This window comes from Pseudomonas sp. TWR1-1-4 (genome assembly GCF_049897165.1).
Classification (GTDB): Bacteria; Pseudomonadota; Gammaproteobacteria; order Pseudomonadales; family Pseudomonadaceae; genus Aquipseudomonas; species Aquipseudomonas canadensis.
This window is the reverse complement of record NZ_JAFCVS010000006.1, coordinates 362,979-381,748: the sequence shown is the minus strand read 5'-3', so window position 1 is coordinate 381,748 and position 18,770 is coordinate 362,979. Positions and strand designations below refer to the sequence as shown.

Genomic DNA, 18,770 nt, shown 5'->3' with positions numbered 1-18,770 from the left:
ACCAAGGCTCCGAAAAGAAGCGTCCAAGCCCTGAAATGGGGGTTTTAGGCGCGAAACTGTGGCGTTCTGCCAGCTCGCTCGGGAAGTTTCGAACCAAAATGGGCTGGACAGGTGGGTAGGGTGCAGCCTATCGCACCAATATAGTGCGGTTTTGTGAAGGTTGTTCAGGAAGTGGTAAGCGGACCGCTTTCAAGGCGGGTGAAAACGGTCCGTGAGGGTCAGTGTTGCTCTGACAGCGACATGCCCGGTGTGCCCGCATAAAACACCAGAAGCTCCACCGGGGTGTCTCCGGTGACGCCGCGATGCTCGGTGCCCACCATCTCGGCCAGGGTTTGGCCTTGCCTCAAGGTGCGCGTAGCCCCACTGCTGCGGGCCTCGACGGTCAGCTCACCTGAAACGATGTAGGCGGCGTTGGGCATGGGGTGGGTGTGCCATGGCAGTTGCGTGCGCGCAGGGATCTTCAGGCGAATCAGCGTGAGCTGCGGCGGGCCGGAGGGGTAGGCTTTGTAGGGTGTGCCATCCCACGACTCGCTGCGTTCAAGCAAAACCTCTTTCTCGATCTGTGCCGCAGCCTTTGCCTGCGTGCCGCAGCCCAGCAACGACAAACCTACCGCAGCAGCGATCAAGCACCTGAAGGTGTCCATGGTTCCATCCTGTTCATTGAGTGAACGCTCAGGCTATGGCTGTCGGCCCAGGTGGCGATGCAGGACGGTTCCTCAAATCAGGTAGGTCGAACGCAGAGCTCGGCCGTGGCTCGGATCATCGCCAGTTGACGCAGCGGATCGTTCAGCGGCTCATGCACGGCTTCGGCCAGCCATTGTGGGCACTGTGGATCGGTGCGCTGCGGGGTGAAGTCGGCCAATTGCTGCAGCAGGCGTTTTTGCAATTCGTCCAACTGCGGGCGGATCTGTTTCACCAGGTCCGGGCGCGGATCGTCAGGTGCCTTGCCCTGGAACTGCCAGTCTGACAGATGGGTGTACTGCACCAGTTTGTTCGCCTCGATCTGCGCCGAGAAAAACTGCTCGACGGCGGCAGGCGCCAATTTGTAGCTCGGTGCCTGGGCGACGACGCTGGCGATCACTTCTTGTTCGCGCTTTTTGTCCTCTACCGGCTTGTGGCTGTCCCATTTGCTCAGGGCTACCTGGTCGGCGATCTCCAGGCGTTCGGCGATGCTGTTGAGCAGCGGGGCGAGCGTGGCGGGCGCCGCAGAGGCGTTGGTGCTGATCAATAGCAGGGCAAAGGCGATTCGGAGGTTCAAGGTCGGTTTCCTTGTCGGGCGGTTGGGCGAGGCCTCAATAGTGAAGGTGCCAGGCTTTTATGTCAGGCAAAAAAAAGACCTCCCGGGGGAGGTCTTTTTCGTCACGCCGCTCTCAAGGAAGCAGCGCTACCGGATCAGCAGCTGTAGTACAGCTCGTATTCCAGTGGGTGTACGAAGGTGCGAACCTTGATCTCTTCTTCGCTTTTCAGGCCGATGTAAGCGTCGATGAAGTCGTCGCTGAACACGCCGCCTTTGGTCAGGAACGCACGGCCCTTGTCCAGCTCTTCCAGGGCTTCTTTCAGGCTGCCGCACACTTGTGGGATCTCTTTGGCCTCTTCAGGCGGCAGGTCGTACAAGTTTTTGTCGGCGGCGTCGCCTGGGTGGATCTTGTTCTGGATACCGTCCAGGCCGGCCATTACCAAGGCAGCGAAGGCCAGGTACGGGTTGGCTGCTGGATCCGGGAAGCGGGCTTCGATACGGCGAGCGCGAGGGCTGGACACGTAAGGAATACGGATCGAAGCAGAACGGTTGCGCGCCGAGTAGGCCAGCATTACCGGTGCTTCGAAACCTGGGACCAGACGCTTGTAGGAGTTGGTCGACGGGTTGGTGAAGCCGTTCAGGGCCTTACCGTGCTTGATGATACCGCCGATGAAGTACAGGGCAGTGTCGGACAGGCCGGCATAACCTTCGCCAGCGAAGGTGTTCTTGCCATCTTTGGCGATGGACAGGTGAACGTGCATACCCGAACCGTTATCGCCGTACAGTGGCTTAGGCATGAAGGTAGCGGTACGGCCGTAAGCGACTGCAGTGTTGTGTACGCAGTACTTCAGGGTCTGTACTTCGTCAGCCTTGGCAACCAGGGTGTTGAACTTCACACCGATTTCGTTCTGGCCGGCAGTGGCCACTTCGTGGTGGTGCACTTCGATGACCAGGCCCATGTCTTCCATGGCGTTGCACATGGAGGTACGGATTTCGTGGTCGTGGTCGAACGGCGGAACTGGGAAGTAGCCACCTTTGATACCTGGACGGTGGCCATGGTTGCCGCCTTCCACGTCTTGGTCGGACATCCAGGAGCCTTGTTCGGAGTAGATCTTGAACATGGAGCCGGAGATGTCGGACTTGAACTTCACTTGGTCGAAGATGAAGAATTCTGGCTCTGGGCCTACGAATACGGTGTCACCGATACCGGTGGACTTCAGGTATTCCTCGGCACGCTTGGCGATCGCACGTGGGTCGCGGTCGTAGCCTTGCATGGTCGAAGGCTCGATCACGTCGCAGACCAGGATCAGGGTCGGCTCTTCGGTGAACGGGTCGAGTACGGCAGTGCTGTCGTCCGGCATCAGGATCATGTCGGAGGCTTCGATGCCTTTCCAGCCAGCGATGGAGGAACCGTCGAACATTTTGCCTTCTTCGAAGAAAGCTTCATCCAGCGCGTCGCGAGCCGGCATGGTCACGTGGTGCTGAGTGCCTTTGGTGTCCGTGAAGCGCAGATCAATCCATTTAACGTCATGATCTTTGATGAGTTGAACCGACTTCGACATAGTGTCCTCCGGGTGGCTTCGGGCTGGGGTAGTGGAGTTAGCCCTTAGAATGTGGGTGATGCCGGCGCGGATAGTCCGCCATGGCAACCTGCCTCACAAGAGAGCAAATTGCATGCCAGTGCGCCAACATGGGTTTTCTACTCCAAAAACGCCCCTATAAAGGTGCATTGCGACAAAAGCCCAAAAATAGCGCACCGCAATGTAGCGCAAAGGCGCACAAATGCACCTCTTTAGTGCGTTGCGCTTGCGATGCATATTAACTGGTTAAACCTTGAGCGATTTCCGCTATAATCCGCGCCCCCCTTTTTCAGCAGGCCCGGCGCGCGCTGTTTCCATGAAATTAATCGTTAAAGTCTTCCCCGAGATCACCATCAAGAGCCGACCGGTACGGACGCGTTTCATCCGTCAGTTGGCCAAGAACATCCGTGCCGTGCTCCGCGATCTGGACCCGGCTGTGGTGGTGAACGGCGTGTGGGACAACCTCGAGCTGGAAACCCGTGTCACCGAGCCCAAAGCCTTGAAGGACATGACCGAGCGCCTGAGCTGCATGCCGGGCATCGCGCATTTCCTGCAGGTGGATGAGTACCCGCTGGGCGACTTCGACGACATCACCGAGAAGTGCAAACAGCACTACGGCAGTGAGCTTGAAGGCAAGATCTTTTCGGTGCGCTGCAAGCGTGCCGGCAAGCACACTTTCAGCTCGATGGATGTCGAGAAATACGTCGGTAGCAAGCTGCGTCGCGAGTGCGGCGCTGCCGGAATTTCCCTGAAAGCGCCGCAAATTGAAGTGCGCATGGAAATTCGCGACCAACGGTTGTTTGTGATCCACAGCCAGCACAACAGTATCGGCGGCTACCCGTTGGGCGCCCTGGAACAGACCCTGGTCTTGATGTCCGGCGGTTTCGATTCCACGGTTGCCGCTTACCAGATCATGCGCCGTGGCCTGATGAGCCACTTCTGCTTCTTTAACTTGGGCGGGCGTGCACATGAATTGGGCGTGATGGAAGTCGCGCACTTTATCTGGAAGAAGTACGGCAGCTCCCAACGCGTGCTATTTGTGAGCGTACCGTTCGAAGAAGTGCTGGGCGAAATTCTCGGCAAAGTCGATAACGGTCATATGGGCGTGGTATTGAAGCGTATGATGTTGCGCGCCGCGTCGCAGATTGCCGACCGCTTGCAGATCGACGCGCTGGTGACCGGCGAGGCGATCTCCCAAGTGTCCAGTCAGACGCTGCCGAACCTGTCGATCATCGACTGTGTCACCGAGAAGCTGGTGTTGCGCCCACTGATCGCCAGCCACAAGCAGGACATCATCGACCTGGCAGAAGAAATCGGCACCGCCGACTTCGCCAAGCACATGCCTGAGTACTGCGGGGTCATCTCGGTGAACCCCAAGACCCACGCCAAGCGTCATCGCGTGGAGCATGAAGAGAAAGAATTCGACATGGCGATTCTGGAGCGTGCGCTCGAGAACGCCAAGCTGGTCCCGATCGATCGTGTTATCGACGAACTGGGCCAGGACATCAAGATCGAAGAAGTCAGCGAAGCCCTCGCCGGCCAGATCGTCATCGACATCCGTCACCCGGATGCCGCTGAGGATGAGCCGCTGGACATCGCCGGCATCGACGTACAAACGCTGCCGTTCTATGCACTGAACGCGCGTTTCAAGGAACTGGATAACAGCCGTCAGTACCTGCTGTATTGCGACAAAGGCGTGATGAGTCGCCTGCATGCCCACCATTTGCTCAGTGAGGGGCATGCCAATGTGCGCGTTTATCGACCGAGCTAAGAGCCCGGGGCTGTTTGCCTGTGGCCTGCGTCACCGGCCCCCCGACTCTGCCGTCAAGCTGTAACGGCAAGGCCTGACTCTACTGTTAATCGCTGCCACGACCTGTCAGCACACCGAATCCTCTGATCGAGATACACAAGTGATCGAAAATCTACGTAACATCGCCATCATTGCTCACGTTGACCATGGTAAAACCACCCTGGTAGACAAACTCCTGCGTCAATCCGGCACCCTGGAGCGCAACGAGCTCAACGACGAGCGCGTGATGGACTCCAACGACCAGGAAAAAGAGCGCGGTATTACCATCCTGGCTAAAAACACCGCTATCAACTGGAACGGCTACCACATCAACATCGTGGATACCCCGGGCCACGCCGACTTCGGCGGCGAAGTAGAACGCGTAATGTCGATGGTTGACTCCGTTCTGCTGCTGGTGGACGCTCAAGACGGCCCTATGCCGCAAACCCGTTTCGTGACCAAGAAGGCTTTCGAAGCCGGCCTGCGTCCGATCGTGTGCATCAACAAGGTTGACCGTCCAGGCGCGCGTCCGGACTGGGTTCTGGACCAGATCTTCGACCTGTTCGACAACCTGGGTGCCACCGAAGAACAGTTGGACTTCAAAGTCGTCTACGCCTCGGCCCTGAACGGCATTGCCGGTCTGGACCACACCGACATGGCTGAAGACATGACCCCGCTGTACCAGTCGATCGTCGACAACGTACCTGCGCCGGCTGTTGACCGTGAAGGTCCTTTCCAGATGCAGATCTCGGCACTGGACTACAACAGCTTCCTGGGTGTTATCGGCGTTGGCCGTATCGCTCGTGGTCGCGTCAAGCCGAACACCCCGGTTGTCGCTATCGGCGCCGACGGCAAGAAGCGCAACGGTCGTATCCTGAAGCTGATGGGTCACCACGGTCTGCACCGTATCGACGTTGAAGAAGCTGCAGCTGGCGACATCGTGTGCATCAGCGGTATGGACTCGCTGTTCATCTCCGACACCCTGTGCCACCCGGACGCGGTAGAAGCGATGAAGCCTCTGACCGTTGACGAGCCAACCGTTTCCATGACCTTCCAGGTAAACGACTCGCCTTTCTGCGGTAAAGAAGGCAAGTTCGTGACTTCCCGTAACATCAAGGAGCGTCTGGACAAAGAGCTGCTGTACAACGTTGCTCTGCGCGTTGAAGAAGGCGACTCGGCTGACAAGTTCAAGGTTTCCGGCCGTGGTGAGCTGCACCTCTCGGTACTGATCGAAACCATGCGTCGCGAAGGCTTCGAAATGGGCGTTGGTCGTCCAGAAGTGATCATCCGTCAGGTTGACGGCGTGAAGCAGGAACCGTTCGAAAACGTCACCATCGACACCCCGGAAGAATCCCAGGGCAAGGTGATGGAAGAGATGGGCCTGCGTAAAGGCGACCTGACCAACATGGTGCCGGATGGCAAAGGCCGTGTGCGTCTGGAATACAACATCCCTGCGCGTGGTCTGATCGGTTTCCGTAACCAGTTCCTGACCCTGACCAACGGTGCTGGCATCCTGACCTCGATCTTCGATCGCTACGACACCATGAAGTCCGGCGACATGTCCGGCCGTCAGAACGGTGTTCTGGTATCGGTAGAAACCGGCAAGGCGCTGACCTACTCCCTGGAAACCCTCCAGGCACGTGGCAAGCTGTTCGTTGAACACGGTCAAGAGATCTACAACGGTCAGATCGTTGGTCTGAACAGCCGTGACAACGACATGGGCGTCAACCCAACCAAAGGCAAGAAGCTCGACAACATGCGTGCTTCGGGCAAAGACGAAACCATCGCTCTGGTTCCACCTGTTCGCTTCACCCTGGAACAGGCCCTGGAATTCATCCAGGACGACGAGCTGTGCGAAGTCACGCCTAAGTCGATCCGCCTGCGTAAGAAGATCCTGGACGAAGGCGAGCGTACCCGCGCTGCCAAGAAAGCCAAGAACTGAGTTAACTCAGGCTGAATGAAAAACGCCCCCGGTCGAAAGGCCGGGGGCGTTTTTTTGTGCCTGGATTTTTCTGGTGAGCCCGCTTGTTGTGGTGAGCGGGCTTGCCCCGCGCTGGGTGGCGAAGCCGCCCCAAAACCAGGCACCTGAGTTTTATCTGGAGAAATGCAGTGGCCGGGTTAGGGCCGCTTCGCAGCCCAGCGCGGGGCAAGCCCGCTTACCACAGGGGTTCGGCTGTCGATTAGAACTTATCGAGGGTCTTGAACTTGGTCTCGCGCACCACTTCCTTCGGCTTGTACGCGCAATACCCTGGCCGTGGCCCGATTTTCGGGTGGTTGCGGCAAGTATCCGGGCGCTTGTCATAAATAGTGCAGAAGCGCGTCTTACGATCCAGGTACAGGCAATCGTTGTTGCTCATGCGCTGCAGGGTAAAAATCTCGGATTTGGAATTGAAGCGCTCGACGATGCCTTCTTTCTGCAGCCGCTTGGCGATGTTCTTCGGCGGGTCGCCGCGCTCGAACTCATCGACGATACCGATGCGGATCAGGTCCTTGATCTTCACTTCGACCGGCAGCGTGCAGCAGCTGGACACGCAACCACCGCACATGTGCGCGGAATATTTCTGCCACGTTTCGAGACGGTCGAGTTCCGCGGCGGCGATCAATTGAGGCTTCATCAGGGTTCCAAAAGGTGGGGCTGTATCCGGGCGCGCGATCATACCGGGATTGGTGATTTTTTGAACAATATTTTGTGGGTTTCGGCCAGAAGGTGCGCGTTTGCCAAAAGCAGGCACGGCCAATGCATCAAAACCCTGCAAAGGTAAATGCGTTAAAAAACTGCCGAACCAGAGCGTCTACCGTCTGTCAGACCGTCTAGGCTCTAGCAACTCCTTCTATCTCGCCCGAGGTCGCAATTGATGTCTCAGGAACCACTTGCACGAGAAGCAGAGGTAGCCGCATTTCGCGATGCCGTCTTGACCAAACTCACCTATGCGGTGGGCAAGGACCCGGATCACGCCTTCGACCACGACTGGTTCGAAGCCATTGCCCTGGCCGCACGCGACCAGATGGTCGATCACTGGATGGACCACACGCGGCGCATCTACCGCAAAGGCCAGAAGCGGGTCTATTACCTTTCCCTGGAGTTCCTCATCGGCCGCTTGCTCTATGACAGCCTGAGCAACCTGGGCGTGCTGGAGATTGCGCGCGAAGCGCTGTCGGAGCTGGGCGTCGACCTGGAGCGCATCCGCCTCCTGGAGCCCGATGCGGCGCTGGGCAACGGTGGTCTGGGCCGCCTGGCGGCGTGCTTTATGGAGAGTATGTCGACGTTGGGCATTGCCGGCCATGGGTATGGCATTCGCTATGAACACGGCCTGTTCCGCCAGGCGATTGTCGATGGTTGGCAGCAGGAGCAGACCGAACACTGGCTGGATTTCGGCAACCCCTGGGAATTCGAACGCCCTGAAGTGGTGTACCCGATCGGCTTTGGTGGCAGTGTTGAAACCCTGGATGACGGCACCGGCAAGATGATTCAGCGGTGGACGCCGAACGAAACTGTGCGCGCCATTGCCTATGACACTCCGGTCGTCGGCTGGCGCGGCGCCAGCGTCAACACCTTGCGCCTGTGGCGTGCTCGCGCAGTCGAAGACTTGCACCTGGAACGTTTCAACGCCGGTGATCACTTGGGCGCCGTCGCCGAAGTAGCACGTGCCGAAAGCATCTCCCGAGTGCTTTACCCGGCCGACAGCACCGAAGCGGGGCAGGAATTGCGCCTGCGCCAGGAATACTTCTTCGTCGCCGCCTCCCTGCAAGACCTGCTGCGTCGCCACAAGAACATGCATGGCTCGGTACTCAGCCTGGGCGAACACGCGGCGATACAACTCAACGATACCCACCCGTCCATCGCCGTGGCCGAGTTGATGCGCCAATTGGTCGACCTGCACGACATTCCGTGGGAAGCCGCGTGGGATGTGACGGTCGAAACCCTGTCGTACACCAACCACACGCTGCTGCCTGAAGCGCTGGAGACCTGGCCGGTCGGCTTGATGGAACGCATGCTGCCCCGGCACATGCAGATCATCTACCTGATCAACGCCCAGCATATCGATTCGCTGCGCGCCAAAGGTATCCACGACTTTGACGTACTACGCGCCGTGTCGCTGATCGAAGAAGACAACGGCCGCCGCGTGCGCATGGGCAACCTGGCGTTCCTTGGCTCCCACAGCGTCAATGGCGTGTCCGGCCTGCACACTCAGTTGATGCGCAGCACAGTGTTCTCCGAGCTGCACAAGCTGTACCCGGAGCGCATCAATAACAAAACCAACGGCATTACCTTCCGTCGCTGGTTGTACCAGGCCAACCCCAAGCTCACGTCCATGCTGGTGGAAGCGCTTGGCCCGGACATTCTCGACAAGCCCGAAGAGCGGCTGGTAGAGCTTGAGCCGTTTGCCGAAAAACAGACGTTCCGCAAGGCTTTTGCCGAGCAACGCTTGCACAGCAAGCGGGCGCTGGCGGACATCATTCATGAGCGCCTGGGCATTGCAGTCAACCCGGCGGCGATGTTCGACGTGCAGGTCAAGCGCATCCACGAATACAAGCGCCAGTTGCTCAACCTTCTGCACACCGTGGCGCTGTACCAGGCGATCCGGGCCGAGCCGGGCACCGATTGGGTGCCGCGTGTGAAAATCTTCTCGGGCAAGGCGGCGGCCAGTTATCACCAGGCCAAGTTGATCATCAAGTTGACCAACGATATCGCCCGCACGGTCAACAACGACCCGACCGTACGCGGCTTGCTCAAGGTGGTGTTCCTGCCCAACTACAATGTCAGCCTGGCGGAAAGCATCATCCCGGCGGCGGACTTGTCGGAACAGATTTCCACCGCCGGCTTTGAAGCCTCGGGCACCAGCAACATGAAGTTCGGCCTCAACGGTGCGCTGACCATCGGCACTATGGACGGCGCCAACGTGGAAATGCATGAGCGTGTGGGCGCCGAGCACATGTTTATCTTCGGCCTCAGCGCGCAGCAGGTGGAAGCGCGCAAACACGCCGGTGAATTCAACGCCGGGCCCGACATTGCAGCGTCCCATCGGTTGAATGATGTGCTGCAAGCGATTCGGGGCGGGGTGTTCTCGCCGGATGATCCGGGCCGGTACGTGGGGCTGATCGATGGGCTGATCGACTACGACCGTTTCCTGGTCTGTGCCGACTTCGATTCGTACTGGGACGCTCAGGCGCGGGTCGAGGCGCATTGGCATGACTCCAAGGCGTGGTGGCGTTCGGCGGTGCTGAATACCGCGCGCATGGGCTGGTTCAGTTCGGACCGGACCATCAGGGAGTACGCGACCGAGATCTGGAAAGCCCTCGACTAAACATCGCTGGCCTGCACATGTGTGCGGGTTTATGTGGGAGCTGGCTTGCCTGCGATAGCATCACCTCGGTGTGACGGATACACCGAGGTGTCTACATCGCGGGCAAGCCCGGCCCCCACATAAGCTTGCTTCCACATGGGGTCTGCGTCGATATACTAGGCGCCAGTTTGCCCGCCTCGGGCTGCTTAGGGATATCGACCATGCAATGGATTTTCATGCTGATTGGCCTGGTGCTCGGCTGGACGCTCGATGAGTCGTTCAGTGACGCGGGCATCGGTGCGCTGTTGGGCTTGGGCATTGGCCAGGCGATTCGCCTGTCAAAGCTGGCGACTCAGGCGGACCAACAGGCGCGTCAGTTGGAAACCACGCAGAAGGCGCTGATTGCGCTGGGTGATCGTCTGCGGCAGCTGGAAGTGCCCACGCCGCCGAGCAATATCGTCGTCGAAGCCCCAATCCCTGAACCCACACCTGTTGCCAAAGCGCCCGAGCTGGTTTGGGAGCTGCCGGCCGAATTGGCGCCGGTTGCCATCGTTGCCGAACCAAGCCAGCCGCTGCCGGCTGATGTATGGGCGCCCGCCCCGATACCAGAACCCAAAGAACCTGCCATCCCCCGTGGCCCCAACTTGATCGAGCGCGCCATCAGTGGCGCGCGCAATTGGTTGTTCGGCGGCAACACCGTGCTGCGTGTCGGCGTGGTGCTGTTGTTCCTCGGTCTGGCGTTCCTGTTGCGCTATGCCACCGAAGGCATGGTGGTGCCAATCGAATTACGTTACGCCGGGGTGGCTGCTGCTGCATTGGGCCTGCTGGGGTTGGGCTGGTGGCTGCGGCTGCGCAACAGCAACTATGGTCTGATGCTGCAAGGCACCGGGATCGCGGTGCTGTACCTCACGGTGTTTGCCGCGATGCGCCTGCACCCGTTGATCGATCCCGGTGCGGCCCTGGGTTTGCTGGTGGCGGTCACAGTGTTTTCGGCGATCCTGGCAATCACCCAGGATGCGCTGGGGCTGGCCTGTGCAGCGGCGCTCGGTGGTTTTGCGGCGCCGATCCTCACGTCCACCGGCGCCGGCAACCATGTGGCGCTGTTCAGTTACTTTGCCTTGCTCAACGCGGGCATTCTGGCCATCGCCTGGTTCAAGGCCTGGCGCCTGCTCAACCTTATCGGGTTTGTCGGCACCTTTGGGATCGGTTTTGCCTGGGGTCTGCGCTCGTATACGCCTGAATTGCTGTGGAGCACCGAACCGTTCCTGATTCTATTTTTTCTGATGTACCTGGCCATCGGCCTGTTGTTCGCACGGCGTAAATTGCTCGAGATGCGCGACGCGCCCGAGGATGACAGCCGTGGTGCACTGCTGCGCTGGTCGGCGGCCAAGGGCGATTATGTCGACGGCAGCATGTTGTTCGGCCCGCCGCTGGTGGGTTTCGGCTTGCAGTTTGCGCTGGTGCAGCACCTGCAGTTTGCCGCAGCGTTCAGCGCCTTGGGCCTGGGCATCGTCTACATGGGCTTGGCCCGGCTGCTGAGCGGCGGGCGCGCCTTGTTGCTGGCGGAAACCTGCCTGGCCTTGGGGGTGATCTTTGCCAGCCTGGCCATCCCCCTGGGCCTCGACGCACGTTGGACGGCTGCGGCCTGGGCGGTGGAAGGCGCCGGCATTTTCTGGCTCGGCTTGCGTCAGCAGCGGCCGTTGGCGCGCGCATTTGGCCTGTTGCTGCAAGTGGGTTCGGCGCTGGCGTTCCTCAGTGAATTGCGTTCCGGAGAGCACACCTTGCTCAGTGGCGCGCCGCTGGGCGCGCTGCTGCTGGGCGCTGCGTTGTTGTTCAGCTTTGACCAGTTGCGCAAGGCATCCGAGGAGCAGTCCTCAGACTGGGAGCGCAAAGGCCTCCCGGTGTTGGCGAGCCTTGGCTTGAGCTTTTTGTACCTGCTCGCGCCCTTGTTGCTGGATACCCAAGGCACCGCTGTGAGTTGGGCAATCGCTGGCCTGGTGACGCTGTTTATAGGCCTGCGCATCGGCTCGCGCACCTTCCTGTTCACCGCATTCGCTGTGCAATTGCTGGGTGGCGCGGTGTTCCTGCTGCGGTTGCAAGGTGGCGACGGCGCAGCGGTGTTCAATGCCGGTTGGAGCGGTTTGCTCACGGCGTCGTTGATTGGCTTGGCCTTGATCGGCGGCATGTTGTTGGCGGCGCGTCACGACATCGTGCGCAGCGATGTTCGACTGCTGCGCGGTTTGTCGGTGGTGCTGTTGGCGGGCCTCGTATTGATCAACCTTGCGGTGCTGTTCGTGCTGCCGTGGGAAAGTGCCAGTGGCGTGTGGGCGGCCAGTGGCCTGTTGGTCATCTGGCTGAGCCTGTACCTGCAACAGCGGGTCAGTTTTGTGTTCGGCTTGCTGCTGCAATTGGTGGGCGGCGGTTCTTTCCTGCTGGCGGTACCGGAGTTGCTCGGGCCACTGACCAGCGAGGGGCTGCGTCCGTTGGCCCACAGCGGTTTCTGGACGCCAATGGTACTGGGCCTGGCTGCGCTGGTAGGCGCCTGGCGCTTGCAGCGCGAACCCCATGCGCCGGTGTTTGCCGTGTTGAAGCTGCAACGCCTTTGCGACTTGCTGTTGGTCTGGGGCGCGGCCTGGTGGACGTTGGCGCTGATCGGCGAAGTGTTGCGGTTTATTCCACAGGAATTGCAGGGGGCATTCCTGCTGGGGTGCGCGGCAATCAGCGTCGCGATCTGGATGCTGCTGGCTGCGCGCCTGAAGTGGGTGTCGCTGGGGGGTTTGTCCACCCTGCTGATGCCAGCGGTGGGCTTGGTGTTGCTGGTGTACGGACATACTTATTACCACCCCGCGGCGGAGTACGGCTGGCTGGCGTGGTCGGCGGTATTTGTGGTGCATTTCATCTCGCTGCGACGCCTGGCGGTGATTGTGCCCGCCAAGGCGTTGAGCGTGGCCCACGTACTCGGCTGCTGGATGCTGATCGGCATATTGGCGCTGGAGTTGCGCTACGGTCTGCTGAGGTTTACTGCCGAGTACAACGCCTGGCGCTGGCTGGGCTGGGCGATCCTGCCAAGTCTCTATCTCGTGCTGGCCGCTTCGCCACGTCGTTGGCCATGGCCGGTGGCGGCGTATCCAAGGGAATATCGGGTGTTGGCGGCCGTGCCATTGGCGGTGCTGATGCTTGGCTGGTTCTGGCTGGCGAACAGCTTCAGCGACGGCACGGCCAAACCGCTGCCCTATGTGCCGCTGGTCAACCCGCTGGACCTGGGCCTGCTCTTTGCGCTGCTGGGTGTGTATTGGTGCGCGCGAAGTGTCGCGCCGCTACGGGGCCCGCGTACCGAGCTTGTCGCCCAAGGTGTCGCGGGTGTTTCGCTGTTTGCCTTCTTTACCGCGTTGGTCATGCGTACTGCCCACCATTGGGGCGGCGTGCCGTTTCAACTGGATGCGTTGCTCGAATCCATGCTGGTACAGGCCGGTCTGTCGATCGTCTGGACCCTGATCGCTCTCGGCCTGATGATCGGCGGCCACCTGCGCCATCGCCGCGAGGTGTGGCTGATCGGTGCAGTGTTGATTGCGGTGGTGGTCGCCAAGTTGTTCTTTGTCGAACTGAGCAACCGCGGCGGTCTGGCGCGGATCGTGTCGTTTATAGGTGTGGGTGGGCTGTTGCTGGTGGTGGGTTACTTCGCACCGCTGCCACCCAAGCGCGTCGAACCGGTGTTGGACACTGAAGGAGCATCCTCTTGATCGGTAAGTTGAGCGTGGCCGTGCTGGGCCTGTGTACGACCTTGTCTGTGTGGGCGCAGGAAACGCCGGCTGACTTCACCTCCCAGGTGCAGCTGAACGTCAGCGGCAGCGGCCCTTGGTATCGCCTGGAGCTGCCGCTGGCGGTGCAATTGAACGCGCGCCAGGCCGATCTTGGCGATGTGCGCGTGTTCAACGCCGCCGGCGAGCCGCAGGCCTATGCGTTGTCGCGTCAGGCCTCGCAGCGCAGCGAAAGTCGCAACGTTACGGCGGTGAAGTGGTTCCCGCTGTACGCCGCCGACACCCAGCAAGCCCTGCCAGACGTGGTAATGAAGGCCACCACTTCCGGCACCCTGGTGGAAATCAAACCGTCCACAGCCCCCAAGCCCGGCAAGCAAGTGCTGCGGGGCTGGGTATTGGACGCCAGTGCAATCAAGGCGCCCCTGCAGCAATTGAGCCTGGACTGGAGTCGCGAGCAGGAGGGCTTCCAGCGTTTCAGCATTGAAGCCAGTGATGATTTGCAGCACTGGAAAGCCTGGGGCGATGGGCAAGTGGCGCGCTTGTCATTTGCCGATGACCGGGTCGAGCAGCATGACGTGAACTTGCCGGGGCAATCGGCGCGTTATTTGCGGCTGGTGTGGCAAGGCCAGGCAGCGCCGTTGTTGACGTCGGCGAAGCTGGAGAGCGCCACTAGCAGCACCTTGCCGATGCCGTTGGTGTGGTCGCAAGCCTTTCCAGGGGAGCGGCTCAAGGCGGGAGAGTACAGCTGGCAATTGCCGACGGGGCTGAATGTCGAGCGCTTGCGGGTCGAGTTGAAGCAGCCCAATACGCTGGCGCCGGTGACGTTGTCGGGGCGAAGTGACGCCAAGCAGACCTGGCAGCCGTTGAGTAATGGCCTGCTGTACCGCCTGACCCAGAACGGCAAGGACGTGGTGCAGGATGAATTGCAGTTGCCGGGCCAGACGGTTGCTCAGTTGAAGTTGCAAGTGGACGAGCGGGGCGGTGGACTGGGCGTCGAAGCCCCCGCCTTACGCGTGGCCGTGCGTGCCACGCAACTGGTGTTTCTGGCGCGGGGTGAGCCGCCCTTCAGCCTGGCGCTGGGGAACGCATCCGTGAAAGCCGCGAGCCTGCCACTCTCGACGCTGATTCCCGATTACAGTCCCGAGCGTTTGAAGGCGCTGGGCCAGGCTACCTTGGTGGGAGAAATCACGGTCAAACCGCCTGCGATTGCCGCCTTGCCCGAAGCCGGCACCGACTGGAAAAAACTCGGCCTGTGGGCCGTGTTGCTGCTCGGCGTGGCGGCACTGGGTGCCATGGCCTACAGTTTGCTGCGCAAGCCGCCGGTGGCAGGTTAAATAAAGTCCATGAACTCTATTGGGTTTAAATCCTCTGATAGGAGGAAATACGCCCCGACTCGCGTTAAACTGCGCGGGTTTTCAGCCCCCCATTCTCCGGAGCCTTACATGTCCCGCGTTACCTTGAGTCGCTATTTGATTGAGCAGACCCGCAGCAACAACACGCCTGCCGATCTGCGCTTCCTTATCGAAGTGGTGGCGCGTGCTTGCAAGGAAATCAGCCACGCCGTGTCCAAAGGCGCACTGGGTGGTGTCCTGGGCAGCATGGGCACCGAAAACGTGCAGGGCGAAGTGCAGAAGAAACTCGACGTGATCTCCAACGAGATTCTGCTCGAAGCCAACGAATGGGGCGGTCACCTGGCCGGCATGGCGTCCGAAGAAATGGACAATGCCTACCAGATCCCCGGTAAATACCCGAAAGGCGCCTACCTGCTGGTGTTCGACCCACTGGATGGTTCCTCCAACATCGACATCAACGCCCCGGTCGGCACCATCTTCTCGGTACTGCGTTGCCCCAACGAATACCTGAGCCAGAACGAAGCCCTGAACGAAAAGGCCTTCCTGCAGCCAGGCACCGAGCAGGTTGCTGCCGGTTACGCCATCTACGGCCCACAGACCATGCTGGTGCTGACCCTGGGCGACGGCGTCAAAGGCTTCACCCTGGATCGCGAGATGGGCAGCTTCGTACTGACCCACGAAGACATCACCATTCCTGCGTCCACCCAGGAATTTGCGATCAACATGTCTAACCAGCGCCACTGGGAAGAACCTGTGACCCGCTACGTGGGCGAGTTGATGGCCGGCGAAGAAGGCCCGTTGAAGAAAAACTTCAACATGCGCTGGGTGGCTGCAATGGTTGCCGACGTGCACCGCATCCTGACCCGTGGTGGCCTGTTCATGTACCCACGCGACAGCCGCGAGCCGTCCAAGCCAGGCAAACTGCGCCTGATGTACGAAGCCAACCCGATGTCCTTCCTGGTTGAGCAAGCGGGCGGCGCATCCACCGACGGCCACCAGCGTATCCTCGACATCCAGCCTGAAGGCCTGCACCAGCGTGTGGCGGTGTTCCTGGGTTCGAAGGAAGAAGTTGAGCGTGTGACGGCGTATCACAAGAAGTAAGTTGATGCGATAAGTGAGCGGCGTTGTTGTGAGCCGGTTCACCCTTGAAGAAGCCCCGAAACGTTTCAGCGTTTTCGGGGCTTTTTTGTTTTCGTTCATCGGGAACCAGACACCTCTTTTCCCTTCTAAGCTTCTGGCAGATACCCACGCTGCTTCGTCCCTCCAGGAGTTTTTCCATGTCGTTACGCCGTCTCGCTTTGCTGGCTTTTTGCGTGTTGTTGGGCGCTTGCAGCAAGGTCAACCAAGAAAATTACGCGAAGTTGTCGGCTGGCATGGCCAAGGCTGAGGTGGAGTCGTTGCTGGGTAAGCCGACCGATTGTTCCGGCGCGCTGGGCATGTCCAGTTGCACCTGGGGCGATAAAACCAGCTTTATCAGCGTTCAATATGCCGGTGACAAAGTTCTGATGTTTTCCGGGCAAGGCCTGAAGTAAACCGGGGCGAGAGCCTGCGGGAGAAGAAGAATGATGCGTTTTGTTTTGTTCCTTTGTGCCAGCCTGTTTTTGGCGGGCTGCGCCAGCCATTCTGGCGATGATCTGCAACCCAAGACAGCGAGCAACGTCAACCTCAAGCGTTACCAGGGCACCTGGTATGAGTTGGCCCGATTGCCGATGTACTTCCAGCGCAACTGCGCGCAGTCCGAAGCCCGCTACACCCTGTTGCCCGATGGTGACATGTCGGTGTTCAACCGCTGCCTGACGACCGAATGGAAGTGGGAAGAAGCCAAGGGCACCGCCACCCCGCAAGTGCCGGGCAAGACCGACAAGCTCTGGGTGGAATTCAATAACTGGTTTACCGCGTTGTTGCCGGGCGTTGCCAAGGGCGATTACTGGGTGTTGTATGTCAGCGATGACTACAAGACCGCAATTGTGGGCAGCCCGAGCCGGCGTTATATGTGGATCCTGTCGCGCACGCCGACGGTCAGTGCGGACACCCGCGAAGACCTGTTGAGCAGGGCGCGGCAGCAGGGGTATGACACCACGCGATTGATCTGGCGTACGTCGGATAAGCAGATGGCAAAGACCTCGCAGTAACCCTGGGCCACCGCCGATCAATACATGTGGGAGCTGGCTTGCCTGCGATAGCATCACCACGGTGTAACTGATACACCTTGGTGCCTGTATCGCAGGCAAGCTAGCTCCCACATTTGTTATGTGTCGCGTGTTAGCCCAGTAGCGCTCTCAAAACTTGCGTGAACGCCCGGCTGCTTTCTTCTTCACCGGCATGATGCCCATCGCGCACCACCCACTTTCCATTCACCAGCACATCCCGCACGTGCCGATCCCCGCCCGCAAACAGCCAGCGATTCAGAATCCCATCCTCTGTTGCCGTCGCCAGGTATGGATCATTGCCATCCAGCACAATCCAATCCGCACGTTTGCCCACTTCCAGCCTACCAATCGGTTGCCCCAACGCTTGGGCACCGCCGTCCAGCGCGGCATCAAACAGCGTACGGCCGACCATCGGCTGATCACTGCGGTACAACCGGTTACGCCGCTGATCGCGCAGGCGCTGGCCATATTCCAACCAACGCAACTCCTCCACCACGCTCAATGACACATGGCTGTCGGACCCGATGCCCATGCGTCCGCCTTGGGCCAGAAAATCCACCGCCGGGAAAATCCCATCACCCAGATTAGCCTCGGTGGTCAGGCACAAGCCGGCAATCGCGCGGCTCTTGGCCATGCGTGCGACTTCATCCGCATCGGCATGAGTGGCATGCACCAGGCACCAGCGCTCATCCACTTCAACGTTGTCATACAGCCATTGCAGCGGGCGTTTGCCGCTCCAGGCCAGGCAGTCTTCAACTTCCTTCTGCTGTTCGGCGATGTGGATATGCACCGGGCACGCCTTGTCGCTGGCGGCCAGCACGTCATTGATTTGCTGTGGCGTCACCGCGCGCAACGAGTGGAAACACAGCCCCAACTGCTGCGCCGTTTGTGCGGCGAGGATGGGTTTGAGCTGCGCCTGCAGGTCCAGGTATTGCTCGGTGCTGTTGATAAACCGCCGCTGGCCTTCATTCGGGGCTTGGCCGCCAAAACCGGAGTGGGTGTAAAGCACAGGCAGCAGTGTCAGGCCAATCCCGCTGCTGGCCGCCGCCTGGCTGATCTGCCGTGACAGTTCCGTGCGATCGGCATACGGCTGGCCGCTGACGTCGTGATGCACATAGTGAAATTCTGCCACCGAGGTGTAGCCGGCCTTGAGCATCTCGATATACAGCTGTTGCGCGATCACCTGCAATTGTTCCGGGCTGATCTTGCCGACCATGCGGTACATCAGGTCGCGCCACGTCCAGAAGCTGTCATTCGGATTGCCCGCCACTTCGGCCAAACCGGCCATGGCGCGCTGGAATGCATGGGAGTGCAGGTTCGGCATGCCCGCCAATACCGGGCCTCTCAGCCGTTCGGCACCCTCTGCGCTGGCATTGGCCTCAACCTTTGTCAGCAGGCCCTCAGCGCTGACTTCAAGACGTACATCATTGGCCCATCCATTAGGCAGCAGCGCGCGTTCGGCAAAGAAAGCGGACATGATCAAGGCACCCCGGTCGTGTGTTTATTTGTATATACATATACAGACGTTTGCCTGCTCGGTAAACTCCGGCAATCTATGCATCTTTTCCCCCTGCAAGGATTCCCTGTGCCGACTCCGCCTGCCAAGTCTTCGCTGGCTG

Annotated in this window: 13 protein-coding genes; 8 read left to right on the top strand and 5 right to left on the bottom strand. The window is 59.9% G+C overall.

Going from position 1 to position 18,770, the window contains the following annotated elements; all coding sequences use genetic code 11:
* Positions 1–218: 218 nt before the first annotated feature.
* The 3 genes from ACP7C6_RS20940 to glnA form a co-directional block, all read right to left on the bottom strand.
* Positions 219–644 carry a cupin domain-containing protein gene (locus ACP7C6_RS20940; RefSeq protein ID WP_068936361.1) on the bottom strand — a complete coding sequence of 142 codons (426 nt, stop codon included), beginning with the start codon at positions 642–644 and terminating at the stop codon, positions 219–221.
* A 77-nt stretch (positions 645–721) separates the two neighbouring features.
* Positions 722–1,258 (bottom strand): chorismate mutase, encoded by a 537-nt coding sequence (locus ACP7C6_RS20935; RefSeq protein WP_068936362.1) that lies wholly within the window; start codon positions 1,256–1,258, stop codon positions 722–724.
* 134 nt (positions 1,259–1,392) lie between these two features.
* Positions 1,393–2,799: a type I glutamate--ammonia ligase gene (gene glnA, locus ACP7C6_RS20930; protein WP_016979133.1), complete on the bottom strand. Its 1,407-nt coding sequence runs from the start codon at positions 2,797–2,799 to the stop codon at positions 1,393–1,395.
* A 334-nt stretch (positions 2,800–3,133) separates the two neighbouring features.
* Here glnA and thiI point away from each other — a divergent pair, with 334 nt between their 5' ends.
* Both thiI and typA read left to right on the top strand, forming a co-directional pair.
* Positions 3,134–4,588, top strand: coding sequence for a tRNA uracil 4-sulfurtransferase ThiI (gene thiI, locus ACP7C6_RS20925; protein WP_028615376.1), 1,455 nt, complete (start codon positions 3,134–3,136; stop codon positions 4,586–4,588).
* Positions 4,589–4,727: 139 nt separating this feature from the next.
* Entirely contained in the window at positions 4,728–6,548 is a 1,821-nt protein-coding gene (typA, locus tag ACP7C6_RS20920; protein ID WP_025859468.1) for a translational GTPase TypA, read from the top strand.
* A 238-nt stretch (positions 6,549–6,786) separates the two neighbouring features.
* On the opposite strand, the gene ACP7C6_RS20915 is transcribed toward typA, so the two are convergent.
* Positions 6,787–7,221: a YkgJ family cysteine cluster protein gene (locus ACP7C6_RS20915; RefSeq protein ID WP_017529542.1), complete on the bottom strand. Its 435-nt coding sequence runs from the start codon at positions 7,219–7,221 to the stop codon at positions 6,787–6,789.
* Positions 7,222–7,461: 240 nt separating this feature from the next.
* On the opposite strand from ACP7C6_RS20915, the gene ACP7C6_RS20910 reads away from it, so the two are divergent.
* The 6 genes from ACP7C6_RS20910 (at position 7,462) to ACP7C6_RS20885 (ending at position 17,133) form a co-directional block, all read left to right on the top strand.
* Entirely contained in the window at positions 7,462–9,912 is a 2,451-nt protein-coding gene (locus tag ACP7C6_RS20910; protein ID WP_028615377.1) for a glycogen/starch/alpha-glucan phosphorylase, read from the top strand.
* A 200-nt stretch (positions 9,913–10,112) separates the two neighbouring features.
* Positions 10,113–13,631 carry a DUF2339 domain-containing protein gene (locus tag ACP7C6_RS20905; RefSeq protein ID WP_426109185.1) on the top strand — a complete coding sequence of 1,173 codons (3,519 nt, stop codon included), beginning with the start codon at positions 10,113–10,115 and terminating at the stop codon, positions 13,629–13,631.
* Positions 13,631–14,983, top strand: coding sequence for a DUF3999 domain-containing protein (locus ACP7C6_RS20900; protein WP_323990615.1), 1,353 nt, complete (start codon positions 13,631–13,633; stop codon positions 14,981–14,983). Before ACP7C6_RS20905 ends, ACP7C6_RS20900 begins: the two co-directional genes overlap by 1 nt.
* Before the next feature lie 108 nt (positions 14,984–15,091).
* The gene (locus tag ACP7C6_RS20895; protein WP_003237460.1) at positions 15,092–16,102 is read left to right on the top strand and encodes a class 1 fructose-bisphosphatase; all 1,011 of its coding nucleotides are present in this window, start codon (positions 15,092–15,094) and stop codon (positions 16,100–16,102) included.
* Positions 16,103–16,278: 176 nt separating this feature from the next.
* Entirely contained in the window at positions 16,279–16,533 is a 255-nt protein-coding gene (locus ACP7C6_RS20890; protein ID WP_010213853.1) for a hypothetical protein, read from the top strand.
* Between the two features lie 30 nt (positions 16,534–16,563).
* Positions 16,564–17,133 (top strand): lipocalin family protein, encoded by a 570-nt coding sequence (locus tag ACP7C6_RS20885; RefSeq protein WP_028615380.1) that lies wholly within the window; start codon positions 16,564–16,566, stop codon positions 17,131–17,133.
* A 130-nt stretch (positions 17,134–17,263) separates the two neighbouring features.
* On the opposite strand, the gene ACP7C6_RS20880 is transcribed toward ACP7C6_RS20885, so the two are convergent.
* Positions 17,264–18,628: a formimidoylglutamate deiminase gene (locus ACP7C6_RS20880; RefSeq protein ID WP_068933860.1), complete on the bottom strand. Its 1,365-nt coding sequence runs from the start codon at positions 18,626–18,628 to the stop codon at positions 17,264–17,266.
* Positions 18,629–18,770: the final 142 nt, after the last annotated feature.

Bases quoted from the DNA above. Each gene is read 5' to 3' on its own strand.
- ACP7C6_RS20940 (WP_068936361.1), bottom strand. From the start codon at position 644: ATGGACACCTTCAGGTGCTTGATCGCTGCTGCGGTAGGTTTGTCGTTG.
- glnA (WP_016979133.1), bottom strand. From the start codon at position 2,799: ATGTCGAAGTCGGTTCAACTCATCAAAGATCATGACGTTAAATGGATT.
- thiI (WP_028615376.1), top strand. From the start codon at position 3,134: ATGAAATTAATCGTTAAAGTCTTCCCCGAGATCACCATCAAGAGCCGA.
- ACP7C6_RS20915 (WP_017529542.1), bottom strand. From the start codon at position 7,221: ATGAAGCCTCAATTGATCGCCGCCGCGGAACTCGACCGTCTCGAAACG.
- ACP7C6_RS20910 (WP_028615377.1), top strand. From the start codon at position 7,462: ATGTCTCAGGAACCACTTGCACGAGAAGCAGAGGTAGCCGCATTTCGC.
- ACP7C6_RS20905 (WP_426109185.1), top strand. From the start codon at position 10,113: ATGCAATGGATTTTCATGCTGATTGGCCTGGTGCTCGGCTGGACGCTC.
- ACP7C6_RS20895 (WP_003237460.1), top strand. From the start codon at position 15,092: ATGTCCCGCGTTACCTTGAGTCGCTATTTGATTGAGCAGACCCGCAGC.
- ACP7C6_RS20890 (WP_010213853.1), top strand. From the start codon at position 16,279: ATGTCGTTACGCCGTCTCGCTTTGCTGGCTTTTTGCGTGTTGTTGGGC.
- ACP7C6_RS20885 (WP_028615380.1), top strand. From the start codon at position 16,564: ATGATGCGTTTTGTTTTGTTCCTTTGTGCCAGCCTGTTTTTGGCGGGC.
- ACP7C6_RS20880 (WP_068933860.1), bottom strand. From the start codon at position 18,628: ATGTCCGCTTTCTTTGCCGAACGCGCGCTGCTGCCTAATGGATGGGCC.